Raw genomic sequence first — 25,616 nt, 5'->3', positions numbered from 1 at the left:
CGAACGAGCATCTGGAACCGAATGGAGTCGTGCGCGGGCGGCGGCAATTGAGGCGCCGCCCGTTGCGTTTACGTCAAAAGCGATCAAGCAAGCCCAACGCATCGATGCTCATTGATCCAGCACCTGTTTCAGGTAATCCTGAAGAACCTTTGTTCGTTCCGCCGTCAACTCCGTGAGACATTGGGCGTGATTTACAGTCAGCCACTGACGCGCACCTCCGTTCACGCTTGTTCGGAAATCACACTCTGCGTCCCGGAATGCTACCCAGGCTCGTTGAGCTGAAACGATCTGCGTCTTGGGAATGATTCCGCTGTCCGGGTCATCCTTGAGGGTACTCAGGAGCTTTTTATACGTTTGATTCAGAGTCGAATCTGCGGCGCGCCGGCTCTTCTCGGCGCATTGATAATTCACCTGCGCACTTTCGGGATCGATTCCTCCTGGCGGATTGTTGCAATCGAGCGCAAATGCATTCACCGATACCACCAAAGAAATTACCGCACCAACCAATAAAAAAGACCTCATCTCCACCTCACTCATTGCTTGTCGTATGCATCTGTATACGTCTCCGTCCAATAGAGATCTTCGGCCAAAAAGCCCGTCTCATCCTTTATGAGTTTTTTTGCTCGAACAATCTCATCCTTCTGCACCAGCTTACCACCGATGCTATTATTTTTTTTCAAATTCAGATCCGCGATATATTGAACTGCCTTCTTCTCATCCGCGCCGTCGGAGAAAGGCGTGGTCAACCCCAGCGCTGCAGCGGCCCCGGTAATGAAATTCTTGGGTGCGCCACGGATAGCACATGCGGCGACAAAGGCGATTCCAAGCGCAGATCGAATGTTGTTTTCTTTGCAAAATTTTAATGCGGGATTCATGTAACCTTCAACCGCGAATTCAAGTTGCGCCTCCTGAAAAACATCAATCTTACCAGCAGTAATAAAGCGCTGTTTCCAAGCCCCCTCCCACAGATCCTGCTTTGGGCCACCAATATTCGTTGAGATCGGCTGCACCCGTTTTCCGCGAATTTCACTACTAACCGGCAGCTTATTCATTCGCGCGAGCTCACTTAACCTCCTGCCCTCCGACGACTTGCGAATCGAATTCCAATGTGCCTGCCCTGAGGCATAATCAACACCCTTGACGTCAATCCCAGACGTAGTCAGCGTAATCAATTCGTCGTTGTTATCGCCAAACGTCACTGCAAAAGTATTAGGATCCTTCCCTTTCATTTTCTGCAGCAGCCTACCAAGCGCACCACTATCTTGAGTAAACTGGATGATGCCGTATGAAAGTCCGATATGAACAATATGTGCGTACGACACATTTGGACTAATCTTCATGTGAAATTCAGAGTCCAGATTTTCGGCCGTAAACGGATCTTTGCCACTCTCACAGACTGCGACGGCTGCAATGATCTTGAGACGCTCATTCCGGTCCAGCACAACGCCCTTAAACTCGATCACGTGCGGCTTCTTGTTCAGGCGATCGAGCAGAGCCTGATGATCAGCACTGTCGTTCTTGTTCTTCTTTTTGGGTGGTGCCGCAGGAGCTGCTGGTGGTGACGCCGTGGGCGGAGAAGGATCCGCCTTCTTCGTCAGAGGCACATCGTCTTCGTGCTGTGCTTCCTTCAACTCGCCGTTCCGGCGGAGCGCCTCCAGCACCGAATCTGCAAGATCAATCTTGCAGATATTGCCCATTTCATATGCGTACGGCATCGCGTCCAGGCCATCAGTACTGTGATCAGCGTCTGGCTCCGCCATTGGTCGAACAAAGGGCGGAAAAACATCATCGTTAGTCGGCGGATATGGGTATCCGGATGGATCGTTATTGAGAGTCATATGTTCTTCCCGCTCAGTTTCTTCAGAATCTCGATGCGGAGAATATCCGCCTGATCGCTGATTGCGAGCTGCGCAACACCGTCATGGTCCGTCTTGCCCGCAATAGTCTTGCCGTTCTTGAGATGGACGCGGATTGGCCTGTCGGGAATGGAGAAACCCTGATCATCCACGACCCAGACTGGTCGATCGTAAAGGTGATTGATGGGAAGATGTGGAAAAGGATAGTTCGCCTGAGCCGGCCCCGAAAAACTGTGCGCGCCCCCTTTGAAATCGATCTTTCCTGGCGCATGAATTTTGATTTCGCCATCCTTGATCTTGATGTAGGCGCCACCCGACGTCAGCAGGATTTCCTGTTTGGCGGCAATCTCAATGTTCTCCGTTGCTGACAACACTTTCACTGCCTTCTGCGCCGTGAGCTCGATATCGCCCATGTGCGCCTGCACCTCAACCTTTCCCTTCGCGGCGAAAAGCTTCATTCCGGCGTTCTGCACGAAAAAACTGATTTTGTCTGCTACGCTGGCGATCAATGACTTCCCACTGGCAATAATCGTGCTTTGACCGCTGACAAGATTGACGTGCCGGTCCGCAGCCAGGTGCGTGCTCTGCTGCGACGCCATCCCGATCCCCGCGGGGCTCGCGAACAGCATCACCGGTTCCTTGAACGCATTCGCACTCCCCGTCCCGCCGCCGGCGGTCCTACCGCCCGACGACGCACCCGCCACACTGTTCTTCGTCGCGTCGGTGAATTGCTTCAGCGCATCGTGCCCGGTACCGAGGCTTTCGGCCTGATGCATTTCACTGACCTGCGACATCGACTCGAGCAGCCCGTCGGCATTGGCGAGCTGCTGCTGCGCTTCGCTCACATCGAGCGGCTGGCTGTTCGCCTGCTTAGGGTGCGTCGTGACATACAGCCCTTGTGCCGCACGCACCGCACCGTAAGCATCCGTGCGCAGATCGAAACCCGAACCGAGATACGCGCCGCGCGTGTTGCCGCTCTGTTCGATCAGATAGCCGAGATGCAGCAGCGAATTCGCGCTGCTGCTGAACAGGCGCGCACGGTTCTGCCCGGTCGCATCGTCGAGCACCATCTCGTTGTGACCCGATCCCGCATACTCCTTCGACCGGAACCCCGACAGGATCCCGTCGCTATGCCACTGCGGCTTGGCGGCACCGTTGTAGACGCGATGCATCACGATCGGCCGGTCGCAATCCCCGCCGATGTAGCCGATCATCACTTCCTCGCCGATCCGCGGAATATGAACGCCACCATAACCGCCGCCGGTATCCGACTGCACGACGCGCATCCAGCACGACGCGTTTTCGCGACCGGCGCTCTGCTGATCCCAGACGAACATGACCTTGATCCGGTTCAGTTCGTCCGTATAAACCTCCTCGCCCTTCGGTCCGACGACGACAGCCGTTTCGAGCTGCATCGCGGGTTTCCGGTGCTCGAACGGGCTGCGATACGGCACGGCCGCGCGCTGCGCTTCGACTTCGACGAGATAGAACCCGGCCGAACCGTCGTCATGCCCGACTTCGAATGCGCCCGCCTCACCGTGGCCGACTTTCACCCGTGCCAGCCGATCCTGCAGGCTGTGCGGAAAATTCGCTTCGTGGTCCGAGATCGGCAGGTTGTTCTCGATGTACCGCGACACCTTCAATGCCGCGAATTCCCTGTCTTGCGCCGCATCGCGGTCGTGCTCGGGGTGATCCGCCAGCGTGAAGCGCCGCCCGGCGTCGATCCCGCGCACGCCGCCCACGCCGAAGAAGCGCTTCGCGCGCGACTCCCATTCCTCCAGGCGGATCTTCGACAGATGTTCGCCGCGGTCCTGGCCCGCATACGTATATGCGCCGGTGTACTCGTAGATTTCCGTCTGGTTCGGCAGATCGCCCTGGCCGGCCTTCGTCGGCAACGTCGTGCCGTTCGGATTGGCCGCCGAGGACGGCGACTTGTAATCGAACGTGCGTGTGGTGTGCAGCGAACTCTGCAAGGTCCGCGACGCGGCCCATTGCGTGAAACCGGCGGTTTCGCTACCCGTTCCCGAGCGGTCGAACCTGACAAGATTCGGCGACAGTTCGTCGACCGCGTGCAGGTCGTCGGTAATGACGAGCGTGTGCGCGCTGCCGTCCTCGCCATGCCGCCAGAAACCGAACAGCCCTTCGTCTTCCATCAGGCGATGCACGAAGTTCCAGTCGGTTTCGCTCTGTCGACAGTAGGACCGCGACGGCAGCGGCTTCGACAGCGCGAACTGATACCGCCCCTTGGCCTGCGGATGCGTACCGAACACGTCGGCAAGGATCGTGTCGACGCTCTGGTCCTGCCAGTACCGCATGTCGCTGCGGAACTTGAGGAAGTGCATCCATGACGAGAAAGTCAGCTGGTAGCTCGACAGGCTGCCATCCGCGCCGAGCCTGCGCGCCGTATGGATATAGCCGTTGATCGGGAGGTACGACTGGTTCGCCTGCTGGATCCACAGCGTCATCGGCTTCGCGATCAGCGTCTTGAGCTCGATGTCGCTCGCGGTGGAAACGAGATCGAGCGTGACGCTGAAATCGCGCCCCAGTTCGGAATGGGTCACGGCCCGACGCGGCACGAGTGCATTGTTCGGCAACGACGGAATGTCCGTCTTCAACAGACGATCCTGTTGAATCAGGCCACCGCGAATCGCCTGTGCGAGTTCGGTCACGTTCATGCGTCATCCATCTTGTTGCTACCGCGATCCCGCGTGGGCCCGCGCTCTCAGGAAACAGCCTTTCTCTCACGGCACCTCGGACACCCCCGAGTAACCTTGGCCCGACACGGTCATTACGACTGCTCGTCCGGCCGCACGCCCAGCAGTTCTCGAATATGCGACAGCGAGCCGTCGTCCTTCACGACGCTCTCGAGCCACTTGTGCAGCGGCATGTCTGCCCATTCGGCCGCCTTGTCGGCGAGATACGCGACCGGGCTGTGCGGCTCGGTCTGGCGGAAATAACGCGCCACCGCACGCAACTGGTCGACGGCCTGCGCACGGTTCTGGATGCCGGCGATCATCTGCGTCACCGGAGGACGCGGAGCGGTCTGCGACTGCACGTGGGTCTCCTCGGTCTGGATCGAATTGCCGAACACCGGCTCGATGCGCTCGGGCTGCGCCTGCTGCGCCGCTTGCGTGTGCGGCGCGCTGCCCGTATAGCCCTGCTCGCGCGCGAAGCGCTCGGCGAGCCGGTACACGGTCTCGAACGCGTCGCGCGCCTGCCGGAAGCTCGGCGCCGAATCGCCCGCACGCTCGACGAGCCGCTCCTCGAACGCATCGAGCGCGAATTCGAACGCCTTCAGGTTCGCCAGCAGCGCCGTGTAGAACGCGATCGGCGTCACGCGCCGCGACGCATCGATCTGGTCGATCGACGGCTTGCCGCGCGCGATGTCGTCCGCGTGTTCGGGGTCGCGCTTGATGGACTGCGCGACGTGCTGTGCCACTTCCCAGTCGAGCGTGCTGAACGCGTTCGACGCGCCGTCCGTCAGCGGCACCGCGCGCAGCAGCTCGGCCGTGCGGCCGGCCAGCCACGCGACGTTGCCGAGCCGGTACTCGGTGTCGTCGCCTTCGGGCAGCGGGTGCACGCTGTCCCAGAACTCGCGGCACAGGCCCTCGAGCAGCGCATAGCCTTCGGTGAGGCCGGTGATGCCGTCCTCGAGCGCGAGCGCCTCGGTCAGCCATACGGCGAGCCGCAGGTCCTTCGTGCGTGCGCGCAGCAGCTCGCCCGCATGGTCGACGACGAAGCCCCAGTCGGCCTCCTTGATCTCGGTCACCCATTCGCCCTGGTCGAGCGTCGGATCGTCGTAGCGCCGCGCGTCCTGGATCGCGTCGAATTCGTTCGAAAACAGCAGGTCGTCGCCGCTGGGCGACGCGTCGCTGATCGGCGTCAGCAGCTCGGGGAGATTGATCGGCATGGTTCAGTGAATCCGTTGATGCATCAGATGTCGCGCGCGGGGGCTCATTCGACCGTATAGGCGAATTCGCCGGCCTCGTCCGCACGCACCGCGATGCGCGCGATGGCCTCGCCGTCGGCGATCCGGCCAAGCACGTGGCCCGCGATCTCCGGCAGCAGCGTGCCGTTCAGGATATGGTCGACATTGCGGGCGCCCGAATCGACCTCGGTGCAGCGCGCGAGCACCGCATCGACGAGCGACTCGTCCCATTCGAACGCGGCCTTGTGGTTCGCGTCGATCCGGCGGCGGATCCGCTCGAGCTTCAGCTCGATGATCTCGGCCAGCACGTCGTCGGAAATCGGATAGTACGGCACGACCTTCATCCGGCCGAGGAACGCGGGCTTGAACGTCTTGTACAACTGCGGGCGCAGCGTCTCGGCGAGCGCGTCCGGATCGGGCAGCTCCTCGGCCGGCTTGTTCAGGCACGCCGCCATCACCGCGGACGAGCCGACGTTCGACGTCAGGATGATCAGCGTGTTGCGGAAGTCGATCTCGCGCCCTTCCGCGTCGTCCATCGTGCCCTTGTCGAACACCTGGAAGAACATCTCGAGCACGTCGGGGTGCGCCTTCTCGACCTCGTCGAGCAGCACGACGGAATACGGGTTGCGGCGCACGGCCTCGGTCAGCACGCCGCCTTCGCCATAACCGACATAGCCGGGCGGCGAGCCCTTCAGGCCCGACACGCTGTGCGCTTCCTGGTACTCGCTCATGTTGATCGTGACCATCTTGCGCTCGCCGCCATACAGGATGTCGGCCAGCGCGAGCGCCGTCTCGGTCTTGCCGACGCCCGACGGCCCGACGAACATGAACACGCCGCGCGGCTTGTTCGGATCCTCGAGGTTCGCGGTCGCGGTGCGCACGCGCTGTGCGATCGCGTCGAGCGCGTGGTCCTGGCCGATCACGCGCGCGGTCAGCAGCGGCTGCAGGTTCAGCACGGTGTCGATCTCGTCCTTCACCATCCGGCCGAGCGGAATGCCCGTCCACGCGGCGACGATCTCGGCGACGACGTGGCCGTCGACCTGCAGCGGCACCATCGGCTCGCCGCCCTGCAGCGCGTGCAGCGCCGCGACGCGTTCCGCGAGCTTGTCGCGCGACGCCTGCACGTCGACCGGCTGGCCGTCCTCGGACGGGCCGCGCGCCTTGTCGAGCGTTTCGCGCAATTCGGTGATCTCGGCGACGATCGCGCGCTCGGCCTCGTAGCGCGCTTCGTCCTTCGCGAGTTGCTCCAGCGCCGTGTCGCGCGCACCGCGCAGCTCGCCGAGCCGCTCGTCGTGCGGCGCGCCGCCTGCTGCCTCGCGTTCCAGCGACGCGATTTCCGCGTCGATCCGCTCGATCCGCTTCTTCGTGTCGTCGATCGCCGCCGGCGTCGCGCTGTGCGCGAGCGCGACCTTCGCGCATGCGGTGTCGAGCACGCTGATCGCCTTGTCGGGAAGCTGGCGGCCGCTGATGTAGCGGTGCGACAGGCGCACGGCCTCGGTGATCGCATCGTCGAGAATCCGCACGTTGAAGTGCTTCTCCATCAGGCCCGACATGCCGCGCAGCATCGCGGCCGCGAGCGGCTCGCCCGGCTCCTCGACCTTCACGACCTGGAAGCGCCGCGCGAGCGCCGCGTCCTTCTCGAAGTACTTCTTGTATTCGCTCCACGTCGTCGCGGCGATCGTGCGCAGCTCGCCGCGCGCAAGCGCCGGCTTCAGCAGGTTCGCCGCGTCGTTCTGGCCGGCCTGGCCGCCCGCGCCGATGATCGTGTGCGCCTCGTCGATGAACAGGATGATCGGATGCGCGCTCTTCTTCACTTCGTCGATCACGCTCTTCAGCCGGTTCTCGAACTCGCCCTTCACGCTCGCGCCTGCCTGCAGCAGCCCCATGTCGAGCACGTGCAGCGCGACGCCGGAGAGCGGCGGCGGCACGTCGTCGGCCGCGATCCGCAGCGCGAGGCCCTCGACGACCGCCGTTTTGCCGACGCCGGCCTCGCCGGTCATGATCGGGTTGTTCTGGCGGCGGCGCATCAGGATGTCGATCGCCTGGCGGATCTCGGCTTCGCGGCCGATCACCGGATCGATCTTGCCGTCGCGCGCGCGCTGCGTGAGGTTGGTCGTGTACGTGTCGAGCGCGGGCGTCTTCGACGGGCCGGCCGCGGGCGCGGCACCGTCGGCGGCCGGCGCCACGCCGCCGTCGTCGGTATCGGCCTGGCGCGGCTCGGCTTCGCTCGACCCTGCCACGATCTCGTCGAACTTGTGCTTCAGGTCCGTCACGTTCACTTCCGCGAACTGCGACGACATCCGCTGCGCGAACTGCGCAAGGTCCGGTGCGGTCAGCAGCGCGAGCAGCAGGTGCCCCGAACGGATGCGGCCGAGCTGCGAATCGAGCGATGCGATCAGCCACGCCTGTTCGAACAGCGCGATCAGGTGCACCGAAAACACCGGCGTACGCGTGTTGCCGGTCTTCAGGCGCGTCAGCTCGCGCTCGAGGTCCGCGCGCAGCGCATGCGGATCGACGCGGCTCGCGCGCAGCGCGAGCGGCAGGTCGCCGGCCGGCTCCTCGAGCAACGCGAGGAACAGGTGCTCCAGATCGACCTCGTAGTGGCCGCGCGCCAGGCACGCGCTCGCCGCACGCTCGGCCGCGTGCCGGCACAGCGGGTTCAGTTTCGTGATCAGGGTCTTCAGAGGCGTGCTCATGGCGTCGATCTCAGGTTCGATTGCGTGTTTGTTGTCGTTAGGAATCAGTGAATCACGTGCAGTTCGTAGCGGGCGTCCGAGCGGTCGTCGATCGCGTCGCGCGTGCAGAGGAACGCGTCCCAGCCGAGCCGCGAGCCCGCACCGAGCACGCTCGCGCCGACCTCGGTGCGCTTGAGCACCAGCTTCACCTCGTATTCGAGCGTGACGCCGGCGAGCAGCGTCAGCATCCGTTCGAGCGCGACGGCCTGCGGGCCGCCGGGCAGGAACGCCTCGTAGTCGCGCTTGGACAGCGGGCCGACGACGATCCGCGCGCGCATGTCGCGCTGCCATACGCGTTCGCCGACGAGCGCCGTCGCGCCGAGCACCGCGTTGACTTCGCCGAGCACGCTCAACTGGTCGGGCGGCACGTCATACCACTTGCCGACGAACTGGTCGATCTTCACCGGCACGCGGAAATAGTCGGACAGCGTGCGCTGCAGGTACGCGGCCGACATCGGCCGGTGCCGCGCGGCCAGCGCGTAGCCGGCAACGGCTTCGTCGAGTACGCCGCCCGCGCCGGCCGCGAGGCTGTCGCGCACCTCGTCGCTCGGCACGCCCGCGATCGCGAGCAGCAGCGGCAAATAGCGCTCGTCGCGGTCGAGCTCGTAATGGAACGGCAGCCGGTATTTCTTCCACGCCGCATAGAACAGCGCGGTCGCACGGTTCGAGAACACGTCGAAGAACGCGCGCGCCGCGTGGTCGCGCTTCAGGTGCTCGCGCGCGACGATCTGCTCGGTGTAGTGCAGCGGCAGCGCGCCCTGCCCACCGAGCAGCCCGAAGAACGCGGGCGTCAGCTCGACGTGGCCGAGCTCGCCGGCCGCGAGCGCGGCGCCGCGCTGCTCGCCCGAATCAAGCAGCGTGCCGTCGTCGTCAAACGAGCGCGCGCCCTCGATCTCGCTCGGCGGAAAGCCGAGCGACAGCGTGTTGCGGAATTCGATGCGTTGCGCGACCACATCGCCCTGCCGCCATGCGCCGGGGGCATCCGACGCCTGCCGCGCGAACAGCCCTTCGAGCACGCGCACCGCCTGGAAGAATTCGAAGCGGTGCGGCTCGTCGAGCAGCGCGTCGACTACGCCAGGATCGATTCGCCGGTCCGGGGCTTGCATCGGATGATCTCCTCGCCGGTGCGTTTCGACACGACGACTAGTTGAACGAAACTGTTGAGGTGGACGTAAAGCCCGAAGAAGCTGTCGAGCACGCGCACGAACGACGCGAGGCTCGCGCCGACGAAGTGCTCCTCGTCGATCGTCAGGCGGATCTCGATGCCGCGCACGAAGGTCGCGAACGGCTTGCCGGGCAGCCACTGCACCGCACCGCGCTGCTCGATGCCGGCGAGGCCGTCGATCTGGCGCATCGACACGGCGGTGCGCCGCAGGTCGTACAGCGTCAGCATTTCCTTCAGCGGCGCGAGGCCGTGCGCGACCAGCGACACGTGATTGAGCGCGAGATGCGACACGAGCCGCCAGTGCGCGGCGCGGCCGCGCTCGAAGCGCACGCTCTGCGTCGGGCGGCGCAGCATCGAGATGCCGCTGGTCTGCGCGCCGCCTTCCTGGAACAGGTCGCCGCCTTCGAGCCCGAACGCGAGCATCGCCGGCAGGTCGCGGTTCGTGCAGGTGAGGTCGAGGCTCAGCGTGTCGGTCTGCGGCGACGTCGGCTCGAAGTCGATGTCGACGATCGAGATCTCGGTTTCGTAGCCGGGGCTCTTCTGCGCGACCCAGTCGTTGCGGCGCGCGAACCAGTAGTGACCGATCCGCGCCGATTCGCCGTGATGCAGCGAATAGAACGGCCGGAACTCGATCACCGATTCTTCATGCGCCTGCTGTCTGACGAGTTTCACCGAGTCGATCGAGTACACCTCGTACGCGAACGCGCGGCGCGCCTCGGCGATCACCGGGTAGGACACCGCGCGGTGCGTGATGCGGATCGGCTCGCCGTGCTGGCGGAACAGGTTGACGATCGGCGTGCAGAACAACCGGAAGTGGCTTGCCGTCAGCAGCTCGAGCAGCCGTGCGACGTGCGAATCGCTGCGCACGTCCTGCAGCACCAGATGCAGCGTCGCGCGCTGGCAGCGGCCCGACGCGCGCGCGATCGCCGCGAGGTCGAAATCGACGAAATCGAACTTGTCGGGGAACGCGAAGTATTCGGTGAGCAGGCGATACGCGGGATGCGATTTCGCCGGGTAATCGATCAGCGCGCCGTCCTCGTCGAAGCCGGCCTGCTCGATCGGCAGCTTGCGCAGCGCGGTCCAGCGGCCGTTGCGTTCGGGCTCGACATACGCGCCGAGCACGTTGACGAACAGGCAGTCGGTCAGCGCGGCGACGAACGACTGCTCGCCGTGCAGATGCGCGCGCAGCGTCGGCACCTTCAGCGCGCCGAGATCGAGCTGCGCGGCGAGCGACTCGAACGTGATCGAGATCACGCCCGTCGCGTTGGACGGCAGCACCGTCGCGCTCGGCGCGAGCGCGACCGGCGTGTAGCGCGCTTCCGAGATGCGGACCGGCGCGAGCGTCACGTCGTAGGCGGTGCGGAACCGGCACTGCACGCCGCGGATCGGGCGGCTCTTCAGCTCGGTGCCGCGGTCGATCACGACCGGTTCGGTCTGCTGGCCGGGCGAAGCCGGCGTGAACTGAGCGATCGAGCACGACGGAAACGGCCGCAGGTAGTGCGGATACAGCACTTCCAGCAGCGCTTCGGTGAATTCGGGGTAGTCGTCGTCGAGCTTCTTGTTGATGCGCGCGCCGAGCAGCGCGAACGACTCGATCATCCGCTCGACGTGCGGATCCTCGCAATGCTCGCCGGACAACGCGAGCCGCGCCGCGATCTTCGGATAGCGTTCGGCGAAATCTCGCGAATAGCGCCGCAAAAACGATAATTCGCGCTCGTAATACGGCAGCAATTCTTCCATCGACGACCCCGAACCTCAATATTTCCTGCCGGACCTGATCGACCACCGGGCGGTCCGGCCCGCTCGGCGGCTTGATTTACTGCATTCTCGCGGCGCGTGCGCGCGTGACCGAATACTGCAGCGTCGACGGCTGCAGCATCGCGTCGAAATTCACCGGCTCCTCGGCCGGGTGCACGACGAGCAGCGCCTGGATCGCGAAGTAGAGCGCGTTGGTCGCCTGCTCGTTCAGCTCGAACGTCACCTGCACCTGCTGCAGGCGCGGCTCATGGCGCGCGATGGCCTGCTGGATCGACTTGCAGATGAACGCGCGGTCGTAGTGACTCGCGAGGCTCAACCCCGCGAAATCGTTCAGCCCGTAGGTCAGCACCGATTTCTGGCATTCCGGCAGCTCGGCCAGCTCGTTCTCGGTGTGTGCGATACGGGTGTTGAGGATCGCCTCGACGTCGCGGGCGACCGTGGTCTTGAGCTCGTCCAGCGACAATTGCCGCATCGCTGCCGAGGCCGGCAGGTGCGGTTCGTCGTCGAACAGCTTGTCGAGAAAACTGGGTTCGAATCGTTTCATCGGCCGGTATGAACTACGAAAACGGCAACGGGACGCCGTGCGCCCCGTTGCCGCAACCGACCTTAGACCGCGTAGGTCTTGTCGTTCTTCGTCAGACTCCAGGCGCCCTGCGTGTTACCGCCCTGGTTGCCGCCGATCTTCTGCTGGGTTTGCTTCCACTGCACGGCCGCGTACTTCAGCGAGAACGTCTCGAGCGGCAGACCTTCTTCGCGAACGCTCGGGGCGATGCTCGAGATGATCACGTACTTGAGCTTGACTTCCAGATACTGCACGCGCTTGCCTTCACCGTCTGCGCGCGAGAAATGGACCGTCACCTCGTCGAACGTGGTGCCGCCCGAGGCGTGCTGGTACAGCAGCGGGCTCGACGAATCGATTTCCTTCGTGAAAATCATGTCGCCGTGCTCGCAACGCGTCATCGTGTGACCGCCAGCGGTCGATGCGGTTGCCGAACGCGGCTGAACGATCGAGTGATCCCACGATTTCAGTTCGATCCAGCCCTGATGGTCTTTGTCCGCGGATTCGCCCTTCACCGCCGGACTACCAAACTGCAAGTGCATATGTAACATGGCCCTTCGACTCCCCAAAGAGGTGGTTTTAACGTCCTACCCAGGCGGCCCGCCCGGGCGATTTACTCGCTTATGAATTTGCCGGTTTGGGCAGATCAGCGACAAGTCGCAGAGAAATCGAGAGTTCGTCGAGCTGAAAGTGCGGGCGCAGGAATGCGACCGAACGATACGAGCCCGGCTTGCCCGGAATCTCCGACACTTGTATGGATGCCTCGCGCAGCGGGAATTGCGCTTTCTGTTCCTGCGAGGCATTGTCGTCGAGCAGGACGTACTGCGAAATCCACCGGTTGAGGAAAGTCTCCACGTTCTGCGCCGATGCGAAGCTGCCGATCTTGTCCCGCATCATCGCCTTCAGGTAGTGCGCGACGCGCGATACCGAGAAGATGTACTGAAGCTGGGCGGACAGGACGGCGTTCGCATTCGCGCTGTCGGTGCTGTATTTCTTCGGCTTCTGCACCGACTGCGCAGCGAAGAACGCGGCGTAATCTGAGTTCTTGCAATGGACGAGCGGGATGAAGCCGAGGTCGCTCAGCTCCTTCTCGCGGCGATCGGTGATCGCGATCTCGGTCGGGCACTTCAGCGCGACTTCGCCGTCGTCGGTCTTGAACGTGTGGGTCGGCAGGTCCTCGACGAGGCCGCCGCCCTCGACGCCGCGGATCGCCGCGCACCAGCCGAAGTCGTCGAACGCGGCCGTCAGGCGCGCAGCGAACGCCCACGCGGCGTTGCACCACAGGTACTTGTCGTGATCGGTGCCGTCGACGTCCTCGACGAAGTTGAAGTTCTCCGCGGTCTGGCCGTCCTTCGGATTGAACGGCAGGCGGCCGAGGAAGCGCGGCAGCGTCAGGCCGACGTAGCGCGAATCCTCGGCGTCGCGGAACGACTTCCACTTCGCGTATTCGACGGTATCGAACACCTTGCCGAGATCGCGCGGCTTGCCGAGGTCGGAGAACGACTCGAGGCCGAGCAGCTCGGGCGACGCCGACGCGATGAACGGCGCGTGCGCGGCCGCCGCGACGTGCGACATCTGCTCGATGAAGTACATGTCTTCCGGCTGGCGCGAGATCTCGTAATCGCCGATCAGCGCACCGAACGGCGAGCCGCCGAACGTGCCGAATTCTTCTTCGTAGACCTTCTTGAACAGCGCGCTCTGGTCGAACTCGCTCGCGCCCTTGAAGTCGCGCACGAGGTCGCGCTTCGGTGCGTGCAGCGCCTTGATCTTGATCGTCTGGCCCGTATTGCTTTCCTTGACCAGGTAATCCATCCCGCGCCACGTGCTTTCGAGGCGCTGGAATTCCGGCGCGTGCATCACCGCGGAAAGCTGCGTGGAAATCAGGCGGTCGAGTTCCGCGACGCGCGCGTCGATCGTGGCCGACAGGTTGTCCGACACGATCACCGTGCCGTCGAGCACCTGGTGCACGAGTTCGCCGATCAGGTCCTTCGCGCGCGCATGTTCGGAATCGGATTTCGCGACCTTGCTCTTCTCGACGATGTCGTCGAGCAACGAGGTCCCGGCGGCGTATTCCGCGCCGCTGGTTTGGGCCGCAGCCGTTTGCTGGTTCATCTCAACACTCCGTCGTCATTCGCCGTCTTTGTCGCCGCCGGTGCCCTTCGCGAGCTCCTGCAGCTGCTGCGTGTTCTTCAGCACCTCGGACAGCAGATCCTCGAGCTTGTCGTTGCCGGCGAGCTTGTTGCGCAGGTCGGCGAGCTTCGAGCGCGCCTCGAGCAGGCGGCGCAGCGGCTCGACCCGTTCGACGACTTCGTCCGGGCTGAAATCCGACAGCGAGCGGAACTTCAGGTCGACCGCGAACTTGCCGCCTTCCGGGCTCAGGCGGTTTTCCACCTGGAACGCGGCACGCGGCTCGATCGCCTTCATCACGTCGTCGAAGTTGTCGCGGTCGATATTGACGAACTTGCGGTCGCGCAGCTTCGGCTGCTCGATTTCGGACTGGCCCGCCAGATCGCCGACGACCCCGACGACGAACGGCAGCTCCTTCACCTCGATCGCGTCGCCCTTCTCGACCTCATAGGTCAGCTGGACGCGCGGCGGCCGTATTTTCTGCAAGCTTTTCTGAATGCTTTCTTTCTTGGCCATCGACGGCTCCCAGGTTAGTTGTGGTTTTCGCGTCAGTTGCTTTCGCGTCAGTTGCGCAGCGCGCTGAACGGGTCGGCGCCGCCTTTCTGCGGCGCGCTGCCGCTCGACGTCGGCGGGGGCGGAGGCGGCGTCGTGGCGCCGCTGTCCGCTGGTGCCGCCGCGCCGGCTGCCACCTTCGGGCGGTGAATCGGGCGGCGGATCTTCCTCGTTTGCGATTTCTGCTCCGGCGGGAACAGCGCCGATTCGCCCAGCGTGTCGCGCAGTTGCTTCGCGAGCGTCTGCGCGTCCGACTTCGCGTCGCCCGCGAGCGACGCATCCTGGCGCAATTCGCCGAGCGACTGCGTCGCGATCCGCAGGCCGGCGACGGCCAGCACGCTCTTCGCCTGCCGGTCGGTCGCATCGCGCTGCAGCGCTTCCTGGGCGGCGACGATCGCCTGGCCGTAGTGGTTCTGTGCGAACTGGATCTGCGCGATGCGCGACCACGGCTCCTCGCGCGTCGGATCCGACTTCGCGAGCTGCTGATACAGGCCGAGAGCCTTGTCCTGATCACCCGACTTCGCAACGGCGTCCGCATCGGCCAGCGACTTGTTGAAAACCTCGGCGCTCGGCGGCGTGGTCGACTGGCTCGCACAGCCGGCGATCACGCCGCAAGCCAGCACTACCCCAGACAGTTTTGCGAAGAGACGGTCTTTCATCGTTATATCCACCGGCGCGTGAGTTTTAAAATCGTTGAGAATCTGGTTCTTTTGCTTTGCAAGAAGCGCGCGGGTATAGTACCGATCAATTTTTCATAATTCAATCGTCGTGTGAAGAGTAATTCCTTTTAAAACCGGGCGCTACCCCCTCGAATGACCTCTCGCTGCGGGCTCGCGGCGGTTTTTCCTTCGGCCGGGACGCGCAAGTTTTACTGGCCGCACGACGCGCCGCCCGGGTGGCGGAAAAAATTTCCGGGCGCTTGCCGCGACGCAGGCGTGCTTAATAATTGAGCGATGCAATGTCGGGGATACGCGGCGAACGCGGAAATACCCGGCAGTTTTGACAGGGATAAAGGCGGCACGCCGGAAACACGATGAGATCGTCCATGATTCGCTACGCGCTGCCGCTGGTTGCCTGCGCCCTTCTGGCCGGATGCGCGGCCGCCCCGCTGCTCGGCTCGGCTGCGAGCGCCGTGATGTCGGCCGCCGGCATCGGCAAGCCCGAGCTGCCGGACGCACAGAAGCCGCCGCGCAATCTCGGGATCACGCTGGCTGCCGCGCCGAACCTGAATGCCGCGACCGACCACAAGCCGCTCGCGCTCGTCGTGCGGCTCTACGCGCTGAAGGATCCGACGTCGTTCCAGCAGGCGCCGTTCGACGCGTTCACCGATCCGACCAAGGAAAAGGCCGCGCTCGGCGCCGACCTGCTGAATGTGCGTGAAATCACGCTGATTCCGGGCCAGCGCTATACGGCGACCGAGAAAGTCTCGCGCGAAGCGCAGGCATTCGGCATCGTCGCGCTGTTCCGCGATCCCGCACTGCAACGATGGAAACTGACGTTCGATCCGGCGAAGTCGGAGAAATCCGGCATAATCATCGGCCTGCATAATTGCGCGATGACGGTCACCGACGGCACCGTCATCGCACCGCAACAGGGTGCGCCTTCACAACCGCTGAATATGCTGTCTTCGGTCTCCTGCGGTTAAGCATGACGCGCGAATGTCAATTAACAAGAGTTAACAATTGGCGATTTAATTCGGGCACGAACAAATCGATTACATCGCAACGCCACATTAACCGGATTTGACATGAGTTATTCGGCCAAGGTGCTGTGGGGGGAAGGGCTGTTCCTCCGGCCTCAACACTTTCAGCGACAGGACGCGTACCACGAGGCGCGCCTGTTCGAGTCCATCCAGGCGATCCAGCCGTACAACTGGGGCGTGCGCTCCGTGCGCATCGACCGCGACGCACTCGGCAGCAACGTGCTGCGGGTTGCCGATCTCGCGCTCGTGTTCCCGGACGGCGCGCTGTATGCCGCGCCGCAGGCCGACGACCTGCCGCCGCCGATCGCACTGGACACGCTGCCCGACGGCATCAACGAATTCGTGTTCTATCTCGCGCTGCACCCGCTGCGCGAAAACGGCACCAACTACAGCGACGATCCGGCCGCCGGCTTCATGACGCGCTTCGTCAGCGAGCAGACGAGCGTCGCCGACAACTTCACCGACGCGGCCGAAGCCGACATCACGTTCCTGAAGACGCAGGTCAAGCTGATCGCGCACAGCGAACCGCGCGATCAGTTGCTGTCCGTGCCGCTCGTGCGCGTGCGCCGCACCGCGACGTCCGGTTTCGAGATCGACGACAGCTTCGTGCCGCCGTGCCTCGCGATCGACGCGTCGCCGATCCTGCACCAGCGGCTGCGCCAGCTGGTCGACGCGCTGCAGGCGAAGGTGAACGCGTTGTACGGCTTCCACCGCGAGCCGTCGAAGAACATCATCGAATTTCGCTCGGGCGACATCGCGTCGTTCTGGCTGCTGCATACCGCGAACGCCGCGTTCGCGACGCTCGCGCACCTGCACCAGCACGCGGCGCTGCATCCGGAGCGGCTGTTCCAGGAACTGCTGCGCCTCGCGGGCCAGCTGATGACGTTCTCGAAGGGCTATACGCTCGCCGATCTGCCCGTGTACCGCCACGACGATCCGGGGCCGAGTTTTGCGCGTCTGGACCTGATGCTGCGCGAGCTGCTCGACACCGTGATCTCGACGCGCTACTTCGCGATCACGCTCGACGAGGTGCGTCCGTCGTTCCACCTCGGCCGCCTCGATTCGGGCAAGATCGACGACAAGACCGAGTTCTACCTGGCGGTGTCCGCGGACATGCCGAGCGTCGAGCTCGTCGATGCCGTGCCGGCCCGCTTCAAGGTCGGCGCACCCGACGACGTCGACAAGCTCGTGCTGTCGGCGATGCCCGGCGTGCGGCTGTCGTACACGCCGCAGGTGCCGCCCGCGATTCCGGTGCGGCCGGGCGCGTGCTACTTCTCGCTCGATTCGCGCGGCGCGCTGTACGAGCGCATGCTGCAGGCCCAGTCCGCGATGATCTACGCGCCGACTGGCATCAATGACCTGAAGTTCGAACTGATCGCGGTCACATCATGAGCTACGCGCCTTCCCTGTTCGGCGACAATGCGCCGGCACCCATGCATACCCCGGCGTCGACGGACTCCGCGTTCCAGGCCCGTTCGCTGCTCGACCTGCTGTACGACGGCTTCTTCATGCTGTTCCTGCTCAAGAACGGCCGCGAGCCGGACAGCGCGAGCGAGTTCAGCACGCGGATCCAGGAATTCCTGTCGGATTTCGAGCGCGGCGCGAAGAAGCTGAATATCGCCGCCGAGGATGTGTACGCCGCGAAGTTCGCGTTCTGCGCGGCCATCGACGAGATGGTGCTGTCGTCGCAGTACAAGATTCGCACGGACTGGGAGCGGCGGCCGCTGCAGCTCGTGCTGTTCGGCGAGCAGTTGGCGGGCGAGAAGTTCTTTCAGTATCTCGAGGAATGTCGTGCGCAGGGCGCGGCGCGGCTGCAATCGCTCGAGGTGTTTCATATGTGCCTGCTGCTCGGATTCCAGGGGAAGTATCTGCTCGAGGGGCCGGAGAAGCTCGCTTATCTGACGGCGCGGCTGGGGGATGAGATCGCGCACATGAAGGGCAAGCGGGCGCAGTTCGCGCCGCATTGGCCGTTGCCGGATCAGATCGCGCACCGGTTGAAGCGCGAGGTGCCGGTTTGGGCGATCGGGGCGGTGTTTGCGCTGGTGGCGCTGCTGGGGTTCCTTGGGCTCAATACGTATCTGAAGGACAAGACGCTGCAGGCGCTGGCGCCTTATTCGCAGGTGATCAAGGTAGGCCCGGAGTCGGCTAATTTGACGATTTCGTTGCCTTGAGGGGTGCTTCGCGAGAGCGTCGCCTCATGAGGAAAAGGACCGCCGAGCGGTCCTTTTTTGTTTCGGCGCGCTCGTTGCGTGTCGTCAGAAAAGAATGAATGCGTCGTTTTCGACATAGAACACGAACGCATCGAACAACTGCGCAAGCGTAGGTTCGTCTATCTGGTCATGCGCGTTGATCACGATGTCCTCGATCGTTGAGCTGTCCAATGTGATCTGCCAGCCGGGTTGGGTTGCTATGACAGGCGCCGTGTCTTCGTCAGCGTCCTTCGTGTCGTCGGAGAATGCTCCCTCGGTATCGAGCGTCCACGGCATCGGCGGCAGACAGAGCCATCCGGAGAAATCGCCGGGGTGTTCGAGAATGTGTTTCAGCGACACTTCGGTCGCGGTGGAGATCGACATGAGTATTGCGGTTGTAACTGGGTGAATCCGTCGCGGTGGTCGTGAAATCGCGGCGGAAAACCGTGATTATGCCAATTCCACGCCTGTGAGATCGGTCGGCTGTTGTTGTGATCGATCTGCTCGATGCGCATCAATCGAAACGCAGTCGGATCGACGGAGGTATCCGGAATTTCGTGTGTGAGGCGGGTTGAGATTCAGACTCCAATGTTGAATCGTTCCGGGTAAAGCAGCGCAAACTGGGTCATGGCGCTCTTCCAATCGTGCCGGGAGCCGGTCCACTTGGCAACGACGTTGCGCAGGGCCAGCCAGATCAGTTTGAGCGCGGCCTCGTCCGACGGGAAGTGGCCGCGCGCCTTGATGATCTTCCGAAGCTGCATGTGCAGCGACTCGATCGCGTTGGTCGTATATACAATTTTCCGGATGTCGGGCGCGAAGGCATAGAACGGAATCACCTGATCCCAGGCCCGGCGCCAGAGTGCGGCAATCGGGGGGTATTTCGTACCCCACGGGCTCGTATCGAACGCATCCAGCGCCACGGCGGCTGCTTCGGCCGACGGTGCCCGGTAGACCTCCTTGAGCGCCGCTGCGACCGATTTCCTGTCTTTCCAGCTGGCGAAGTCCAGCGAGTTCCGGATCAGATGCACGATGCAGGTCTGGACCGTCGTTTCCGGGAACACCGTGTTGATCGCTTCCGGGAAGCCCTTCAGGCCATCGACCACGGCGATCAGGATGTCCTGCACGCCGCGCAGCTTCAGGTCGTTCACCACCCGCAGCCAGAACTTAGCCCCCTCGGTCTGCTCGATCCAGAGGCCCAGCACGTCACGTGTGCCGTCGCGGCGCACGCCCAGTGCCAGGTAGATCGCTTTGTTGCGCACGACGCCTTCGTCGCGGATCTTGACTCGCAAGGCGTCGAAGAACACGACCGGGTACATCGGCTCGAGCGGCCGCTGCTGCCATTCGCGCACTTCGTCGATCACGGCATCGGTCACCGTGCTGATGAAGTCCGGCGACACCTCGATGCCGTACATCTCCAGCAGGAAACCCTGAATCTCCCGCACGCTCATGCCGCGTGCGTACATCGCGATGATCTTGTCGTCGAAGCCGGTGAAGCGTCGCTCGCCCTTGGCGATCAGCACCGGATCGAAGGTGCCTTCGCGGTCGCGCGGAATCTCGACGTCGAGCAGGTCGTCGTCGGTCGCGATGCGCTTGCGGCTGGTGCCATTGCGATGGTTCGTGCGGCCTACCGGCTTGGCTTCGCCCTTCTCGTAGCCCAGGTGGTGCGTCAACTCGCCGCCCAGCGCGCGCTCGAAGATCGCCTTCTTGAGCGCAGCGAGCTGCTCGTTGATCGTTGCGCGGTCCAGCGTCCCGGGCACCAGTTGCTTGATCAGTTCCGGGTCCAGGTTCAAGCCCTTGCCCGGCTCAATCGTCACTTCTTCCTTGCGTTTGCGTGGCATAAAGTGGCTCCTTGGCCATCAGTTTATGCCTCACACACAAAGTTCCGGATAGGCTCGGATCGACGCGAATTTCGATCCGACGCACTGCTCGGGAATGAAGATGACGGCAATGCTCGCCGCGAGATCACGGCGATGCGCATAGCGCTCGCCCGCCGTACCGGACGAACACCTGCACACGCCTCAACCATCCGGGTTGCGCCGGAATTGCCGAGCCGGTCAGGCGGCTCTTCTCAGATATTCGTCAAAGCACTTTTCGCAAACAGCGGTCAGCCCGTCGAAGACAGCCGCATGCTTTTCTTCGAAATCCGGGTCAAATGGCGCGTCACCAGGCTCAGGCAACCCGAACCGTTTCGCGATATCCGTCGAGACAAAGTACGAGATGTTGGGGAGCCCATCGCCCAGCCAGTCGATGTCGTACCGGAACATCTCCAACCGGACGCCGTCCTTTTTCATATCGGCCGCGATATCGCTCGAAACATGCACCACTCCGGATGCGCCATGCGACTTACACAGTATCCTGCCCATATCAGATCCTATTGACGTCGTCCGTTCGCAATCAGCCATTTAATGGTTTCGCGCGTCGTGGTTGGTACATTCTGCGCCCCACCGGCTCGCAGAATGTCTCCGACGTGCGTCACACAACTGTTGGTGTTTTTGTCATACACCTTGCCGTCACGGCCCAAGCGGCTGGCCTGGGCCTGGTAGGCAGCGGTAGCGTCCGGCAAATCGACGTGAATTGTATTCTGAACCGTAGATGCAGGCGCGAGATACTGCCCCGTAATAATAGTGTTGTGCTCATCGTCCACAATCACCTGGTGCGTTCGCAAAGTGCGCCCTGAATCCGGAACCACTTCAACATCGAAATGTGGCCCGTGCTCATTGCGCGACTGCCGAATGATGGCCTTCCCCGGACAAAGCCCGAGCGGATCGGTCCATTGAATCGGGTTCGGCGCATACTGATAAACGTTGATGCCACCCGCCAATCCGATCGGATCTCGGCTGACGAATCTGCCGATTTGCGGATCGTAGTACCGATGCCGGTTATAGGCGAGTCCCGTCTCCTCGTCGACCTGTTGCCCCTGGAACCGAAGTGAATTCTTCGGCACAATCCCGGCCGCCTTCGACGCCTGCGCGATCACCTCGCGTGCTTCGCCCCAAGCCTTGTACGAGGCCTCCCACACCACATCGCCGTAGTCGTCGGTCAGCAATTGCGGCGTACCGATCTGGTCGCAGTGGTAATGGAACAGCTTGGCGTTCGATCGTCGCTGCGGCACCTTCTGCAGCGGATCGTCTTCCGGCACGTAGCGATCGGTGTCTTTCCATTCCGGCGTCGCGATGCCGTCCACGGGTTCGGCCACGTACTGCGCAAGCGGTACGAACGTTTTCGGCTCGTAGATATAGTGCGTACCGCGCTCCGCGTTACTTTCGTACGCGAGCATATCGCCATCCCACCCGAACACGGTCCTCTCGCCGTTTACCTCTTTCGCGATCCGGCGACCCAACGCGTCATAGAAATACCGCGATTGGCTCTGCCGCGACGTCTCGGCAACCCTCGACGCCTGCAAACGGTTGAAATCGTCCCACTCGTATTCCTGCTCCCCTGCCGGCGTACGCTTGCGCACCGGATTCCCGCGCGCGTCGTACTCGAAATGCATCCCGGCGTAGGCCTTCAGCAGGTTGCCGAGCACCTTCGACATTTCACCGGGCAACGTATTCTCCGGCCTGACCGGACTCGGTCGCGAAGCCGTGGTCACCGGCTGCGCCGGATCGATGATGTTGCTGGCCGGATCGAACGCGAATCGCTCCTTCGCGACCGGACTGACGGCTTCGATCAGGCGTCCGACCGGATCGTATCGATAGTCGACTCCCCCTTTGCGGCTGTCTTCGATTCGCGACAACTGCCCGGCCGCATCGTAACGATACCGACGCTCCGCGAAAGGCGCCTGCGACGTCGCCCGCTGCAGCGTCTGCTGCAGTATCCGTCCAGCCGGGTCATAGGTCGTGCGCTGCCCGACTTCGCTCGACAGCACCCGCCCCGTCTCGCGATGCAGGTCGTCGCGCTCGAACTGCACGCGCTCCTCGCCATCGAGCAGCATGCCGTGCACATGTCCCGAGCCGTATATCAACCAGTCGATCGCGTGGCCGTCCGGTCGCACGGTCCGGCGCCGATTGCCCAGTTCATCGTATTCGTGATGCCAGACGTAGCTGCGTCGCTCGCCGAACAGATCGTACGCGTGATGCTCGCGCACCATATTGCCAATGGGATCGAAGAAAAACTGCACGCGGCTGTATCGGTTCACCGCCTCGATCAGTCGGCCGCTCGGATCATAGGCAAAGCGTTCTTCACTCTCCCCGGAAATCCGCTTCAGCAAACGACCGTTTACGTCGACTTCCAGCGAGGTCACGCACCCCGCATCATCGACCGCAATGAGGCTCCCGCTTTCCTTGTCGCGTTCGTAGCGAGTCGACTTGCCGTCGAAGCCGACCTGCTCGGTCAAGCGCCCTGCTTGATCGTAGTGAAACCGATGCGTCGCGAAATTGGCATCCGTCAGCACCGACAACCGCCCCACTGGGTCATAGCGATACGCCAGCATCTGCCCAAGTGCATCCGTGCGGCTCGCGATCCGGCCGACCGCGTCATAGCTGTATCGTATCGATCGATTCAACTGGTCGGTATGCCGCAACAACCGGCCCTCGGCGTCGTGATGCATCTGTTCGAGACCGGCAGGCGAACGTATCTCGGCCAATTGCCCATTCTGGCCATAGCCATAGGCCGTCACGCCACCCGACGCATCCTTCGCCTCGATCACTCTGCCAATGTCGTCATATCGCCACTCGGTCTTCTTTCCGGAGCAATCCGTGTAGCTCGTCAGTTGCCCGGCATCGTTGTACTCGATCGCCTTCGATCCGCCCTTGGCATCGATAACACGAGTCGGCAGCCCCTTGTCGTTGTAGCTGTATGCGGTGGCCTGCTCCAGAGGGTCGAGCATTTCGACAAGATTGCCCGCGTCGTCGTATTTGCGGTGCCAAACGTACCCGCTCGGATCGACGACACGAATCATCTGATTCTTGTCATCGTATGCCATTTCAACGACGGTGCCGTCCACACGCTCATGCCGGACCATATTGCCACGCGCGTCATATTCCATCCGCTCGACGCTGCCGTCCTGTCGAATATGCAGGACCAGGTTGTGATGCTCGTCGCGCCGGAACCATTCCTCGTTGCCGTCCGGATACACGACCCGGTACACGTATCCGTGGATATTGAAGTAATACCGCGTCATCTGACCAAGCGCATCGGTCACGTACGTGAGGCGAATGTTCGGATTCCACGCAAGACGGATGTCGAGGCTGCCGTCATCGGCATACTCGCGGACGCACTTCGCGTTCGCATTATCGTCCGCATCCGCGCCGTCCCATTCGAGCGTCATCCCACGCCCCGTGCGATCGGTATAGCGCGTAACAAGATGTCGATGGTATTGATAGGTGCGCGCATTGCCATGACGATCGACCGCACGAACGAGATCCCCCATCCCGTCGTATTCATAGCTCGCGAGCGTGCGGCGCTCGCCGTCCTTGAGTACCTGTTCGATTTGCACGATCCGGCCATGCCTGTCGTGCTCGAACGCGAGCACATTGCCGCTCGCATCGATCAGTCGCGCAAGACGATCGAGTGCATCGTAGTCGAGCGTAATCGCGTTTCCGGCGCGATCCTTCTGCATCGCCAGCCGAAAGACATCGCCACGGCGCTCGTACACATGCAACGCTACGTGACCGTATGCAACCGTCAACCACGTATCGTCGAGACGCGACAACGTCAGTTTTTCTGACAAATCATCGTGTACTTCGCCGGCCGCGAGCGCACGATATTCGATACTGCGCCCCTCTGCGTCGCGATAGATCCATTGATCACCCTTGATGTCGATGCGGGTCGTATAGGGCGTGATCCATCGCGCCCCCAACTCACTGCCATCGTATGCGGAGAGCCTCGAGCGGTACCTGCGCTCCCACACGAGAGGCAATGCACCCGGCAAGTCAAAATCCTTGTGCGAGAACGTTTCGTCCCCGAACGCAAAGTCGATAGACGCGGGCGACGACCCAATCGGGCACCATTGACAGCCACTCTTCCCCGGCCCCTCCACCGGCGCCTGCCCTGTGTTCGCCTCCAACCCTTCCTGCCCCCGCGTCTTCCGAGACTGGCTCCTCCCTGCCGACTTGACGTCCGTACTCTGCTCATGCAGCTTCGCACGCGCCTTCACGCGCCCGACCGCCTCGATCAACTGCAAGACAAGCCACATCATCTTGCCCTCCTCGCTGCCGGCCAGCGAGCGGATCGACGACGCAACCTTCGGCGCCTCCGTCCTCAGAAACGTCACCGTACTGCGAAACGGCTCGAGCCACGAATCCGGCGCTAGCTTCGCCGCCGTCCCGACTGTCGCATTGCCGACCGTTTTGCCGAGCGCCTTGTAACCCTCATACGCAAACGCGAGCCCGTCACCCACCCGGCTCGCGCTGTACCACGGACGGTTGTCGCGCATCTTCTTCGCGAGCTGCTCCGCGCGCTTCAGGTTGCCGCTGTTGTCGAACAGCTGACCGTGCAACGCCTTGTCCATGCCGGTCGCAATCGCACTCATCAACTCTTCCGCCTTCGACGCACATCCGTCGAGCAGCTTCACGAGACCGTTCTTCAGCTTGTCGAGGAAGTCCTCGATCTCCGTCGCACAGGTCGCGTTGATATGCGTAATGAGCACGGAAATGATCGCCGCACCGAGATTGCCGCGCGTGATCAGCAACTGGTTGCGCACGAGCGCGAGCAGCGGACGCGCCGACATCCGGAATGGCGCGAGCGTCGGCGGAATCGGAATGATGCCGATCAGATTGATCGCGAGGCCCATGTAATCGAGCACCTGCCCGCCGCGTTTCTCGATGATATGGGCGATATCGCCAAGCGCATCGAGCGCCGCCATGATGTTGCCGACGATCGGCACTGCGCCGGCAACCGTCTTCACGTCCTCGAATGTCACGTGGTTGCCGCTGATCTTGCGCAGCCATGCGTCGAAGCGATTGCCGCCCTGCGCCACATCCTTCGGCGAAATATCACTGAGCCAGGAAACAGCCTGCTCCTTCTCGGCGCCCGGTGGTAGTTGTTGTGCCATGTCGTTTTTCGTTCGAATCGCGATTTAGTTGTTCTTGACGGCTGATGCGCC

At 62.8% G+C, this 25,616-nt stretch carries 19 protein-coding genes; 3 read left to right on the top strand and 16 right to left on the bottom strand.

Annotated features, from left to right (window positions below; genetic code table 11):
* Nucleotides 1-108: 108 nt before the first annotated feature.
* The 12 genes from FPJ27_RS21235 to FPJ27_RS21180 all read right to left on the bottom strand — a co-directional run bounded on the left by FPJ27_RS21235 (nucleotide 109) and on the right by FPJ27_RS21180 (nucleotide 15,339).
* On the bottom strand, nucleotides 109-537 hold the full coding sequence (locus FPJ27_RS21235; RefSeq protein ID WP_204425600.1) for a lysozyme inhibitor LprI family protein: 429 nt from the start codon (nucleotides 535-537) through the stop codon (nucleotides 109-111).
* Nucleotides 534-1,838 carry a hypothetical protein gene (locus FPJ27_RS21230; protein ID WP_204425599.1) on the bottom strand — a complete coding sequence of 435 codons (1,305 nt, stop codon included), beginning with the start codon at nucleotides 1,836-1,838 and terminating at the stop codon, nucleotides 534-536. The genes FPJ27_RS21235 and FPJ27_RS21230 overlap by 4 nt, the downstream gene beginning before the upstream one ends.
* Nucleotides 1,835-4,531 carry a type VI secretion system tip protein VgrG gene (locus FPJ27_RS21225; RefSeq protein WP_204425597.1) on the bottom strand — a complete coding sequence of 899 codons (2,697 nt, stop codon included), beginning with the start codon at nucleotides 4,529-4,531 and terminating at the stop codon, nucleotides 1,835-1,837. The genes FPJ27_RS21230 and FPJ27_RS21225 overlap by 4 nt, the downstream gene beginning before the upstream one ends.
* Nucleotides 4,532-4,644: 113 nt before the next feature.
* Nucleotides 4,645-5,766, bottom strand: coding sequence for a type VI secretion system protein TssA (tssA, locus tag FPJ27_RS21220; protein WP_072442964.1), 1,122 nt, complete (start codon nucleotides 5,764-5,766; stop codon nucleotides 4,645-4,647).
* A gap of 44 nt (nucleotides 5,767-5,810) precedes the next feature.
* Nucleotides 5,811-8,480 (bottom strand): type VI secretion system ATPase TssH, encoded by a 2,670-nt coding sequence (gene tssH, locus FPJ27_RS21215; RefSeq protein ID WP_204425594.1) that lies wholly within the window; start codon nucleotides 8,478-8,480, stop codon nucleotides 5,811-5,813.
* Nucleotides 8,481-8,524: 44 nt separating this feature from the next.
* Complete coding sequence (gene tssG / locus FPJ27_RS21210; RefSeq protein ID WP_072442958.1) at nucleotides 8,525-9,625, bottom strand: type VI secretion system baseplate subunit TssG; 1,101 nt, start codon at nucleotides 9,623-9,625, stop codon at nucleotides 8,525-8,527.
* Nucleotides 9,589-11,424 carry a type VI secretion system baseplate subunit TssF gene (gene tssF / locus FPJ27_RS21205; RefSeq protein ID WP_175963195.1) on the bottom strand — a complete coding sequence of 612 codons (1,836 nt, stop codon included), beginning with the start codon at nucleotides 11,422-11,424 and terminating at the stop codon, nucleotides 9,589-9,591. Before tssF ends, tssG begins: the two co-directional genes overlap by 37 nt.
* Nucleotides 11,425-11,500: 76 nt before the next feature.
* The gene (gene tssE / locus FPJ27_RS21200) at nucleotides 11,501-11,986 is read right to left on the bottom strand and encodes a type VI secretion system baseplate subunit TssE (RefSeq protein ID WP_072442955.1); all 486 of its coding nucleotides are present in this window, start codon (nucleotides 11,984-11,986) and stop codon (nucleotides 11,501-11,503) included.
* Nucleotides 11,987-12,048: 62 nt separating this feature from the next.
* Entirely contained in the window at nucleotides 12,049-12,552 is a 504-nt protein-coding gene (locus tag FPJ27_RS21195; protein WP_006477093.1) for a type VI secretion system tube protein Hcp, read from the bottom strand.
* 70 nt (nucleotides 12,553-12,622) lie between these two features.
* Entirely contained in the window at nucleotides 12,623-14,113 is a 1,491-nt protein-coding gene (tssC, locus tag FPJ27_RS21190; RefSeq protein ID WP_072442954.1) for a type VI secretion system contractile sheath large subunit, read from the bottom strand.
* A 15-nt stretch (nucleotides 14,114-14,128) separates the two neighbouring features.
* Complete coding sequence (tssB, locus tag FPJ27_RS21185) at nucleotides 14,129-14,644, bottom strand: type VI secretion system contractile sheath small subunit (RefSeq protein WP_204425585.1); 516 nt, start codon at nucleotides 14,642-14,644, stop codon at nucleotides 14,129-14,131.
* A gap of 47 nt (nucleotides 14,645-14,691) precedes the next feature.
* Nucleotides 14,692-15,339, bottom strand: a complete 648-nt coding sequence (locus FPJ27_RS21180; protein ID WP_204425575.1) for a tetratricopeptide repeat protein — start codon at nucleotides 15,337-15,339, stop codon at nucleotides 14,692-14,694.
* 374 nt (nucleotides 15,340-15,713) lie between these two features.
* On the opposite strand from FPJ27_RS21180, the gene tssJ reads away from it, so the two are divergent.
* The 3 genes from tssJ (at nucleotide 15,714) to icmH (ending at nucleotide 18,553) form a co-directional block, all read left to right on the top strand.
* Nucleotides 15,714-16,325, top strand: coding sequence for a type VI secretion system lipoprotein TssJ (gene tssJ / locus FPJ27_RS21175; protein ID WP_072442950.1), 612 nt, complete (start codon nucleotides 15,714-15,716; stop codon nucleotides 16,323-16,325).
* A 102-nt stretch (nucleotides 16,326-16,427) separates the two neighbouring features.
* The gene (gene tssK / locus FPJ27_RS21170; protein ID WP_034183674.1) at nucleotides 16,428-17,774 is read left to right on the top strand and encodes a type VI secretion system baseplate subunit TssK; all 1,347 of its coding nucleotides are present in this window, start codon (nucleotides 16,428-16,430) and stop codon (nucleotides 17,772-17,774) included.
* A complete protein-coding gene (icmH, locus tag FPJ27_RS21165; RefSeq protein WP_072442947.1) occupies nucleotides 17,771-18,553 on the top strand; it encodes a type IVB secretion system protein IcmH/DotU in 783 nt (260 codons plus the stop codon). Before tssK ends, icmH begins: the two co-directional genes overlap by 4 nt.
* Before the next feature lie 84 nt (nucleotides 18,554-18,637).
* On the opposite strand, the gene FPJ27_RS21160 is transcribed toward icmH, so the two are convergent.
* The 4 genes from FPJ27_RS21160 to FPJ27_RS21145 form a co-directional block, all read right to left on the bottom strand.
* Nucleotides 18,638-18,955 (bottom strand): hypothetical protein, encoded by a 318-nt coding sequence (locus FPJ27_RS21160; RefSeq protein ID WP_175963198.1) that lies wholly within the window; start codon nucleotides 18,953-18,955, stop codon nucleotides 18,638-18,640.
* Between the two features lie 194 nt (nucleotides 18,956-19,149).
* A complete protein-coding gene (locus FPJ27_RS21155; protein ID WP_204421550.1) occupies nucleotides 19,150-20,409 on the bottom strand; it encodes an IS256 family transposase in 1,260 nt (419 codons plus the stop codon).
* Nucleotides 20,410-20,625: 216 nt separating this feature from the next.
* Nucleotides 20,626-20,934 carry a hypothetical protein gene (locus FPJ27_RS21150; protein WP_175963199.1) on the bottom strand — a complete coding sequence of 103 codons (309 nt, stop codon included), beginning with the start codon at nucleotides 20,932-20,934 and terminating at the stop codon, nucleotides 20,626-20,628.
* 8 nt (nucleotides 20,935-20,942) lie between these two features.
* Complete coding sequence (locus FPJ27_RS21145) at nucleotides 20,943-25,565, bottom strand: RHS repeat-associated core domain-containing protein (RefSeq protein ID WP_204425573.1); 4,623 nt, start codon at nucleotides 25,563-25,565, stop codon at nucleotides 20,943-20,945.
* Between the last annotated feature and the right edge of the window lie 51 nt (nucleotides 25,566-25,616).

Origin of the sequence: Burkholderia sp. MS455, from assembly GCF_016899445.1 — a bacterium.
GTDB classification, from domain to species: domain Bacteria; phylum Pseudomonadota; class Gammaproteobacteria; order Burkholderiales; family Burkholderiaceae; genus Burkholderia; species Burkholderia pyrrocinia_C.
The sequence above is the reverse complement of the archived record's forward strand: the minus strand, read 5'-3'. Positions and strand labels throughout refer to the sequence as shown.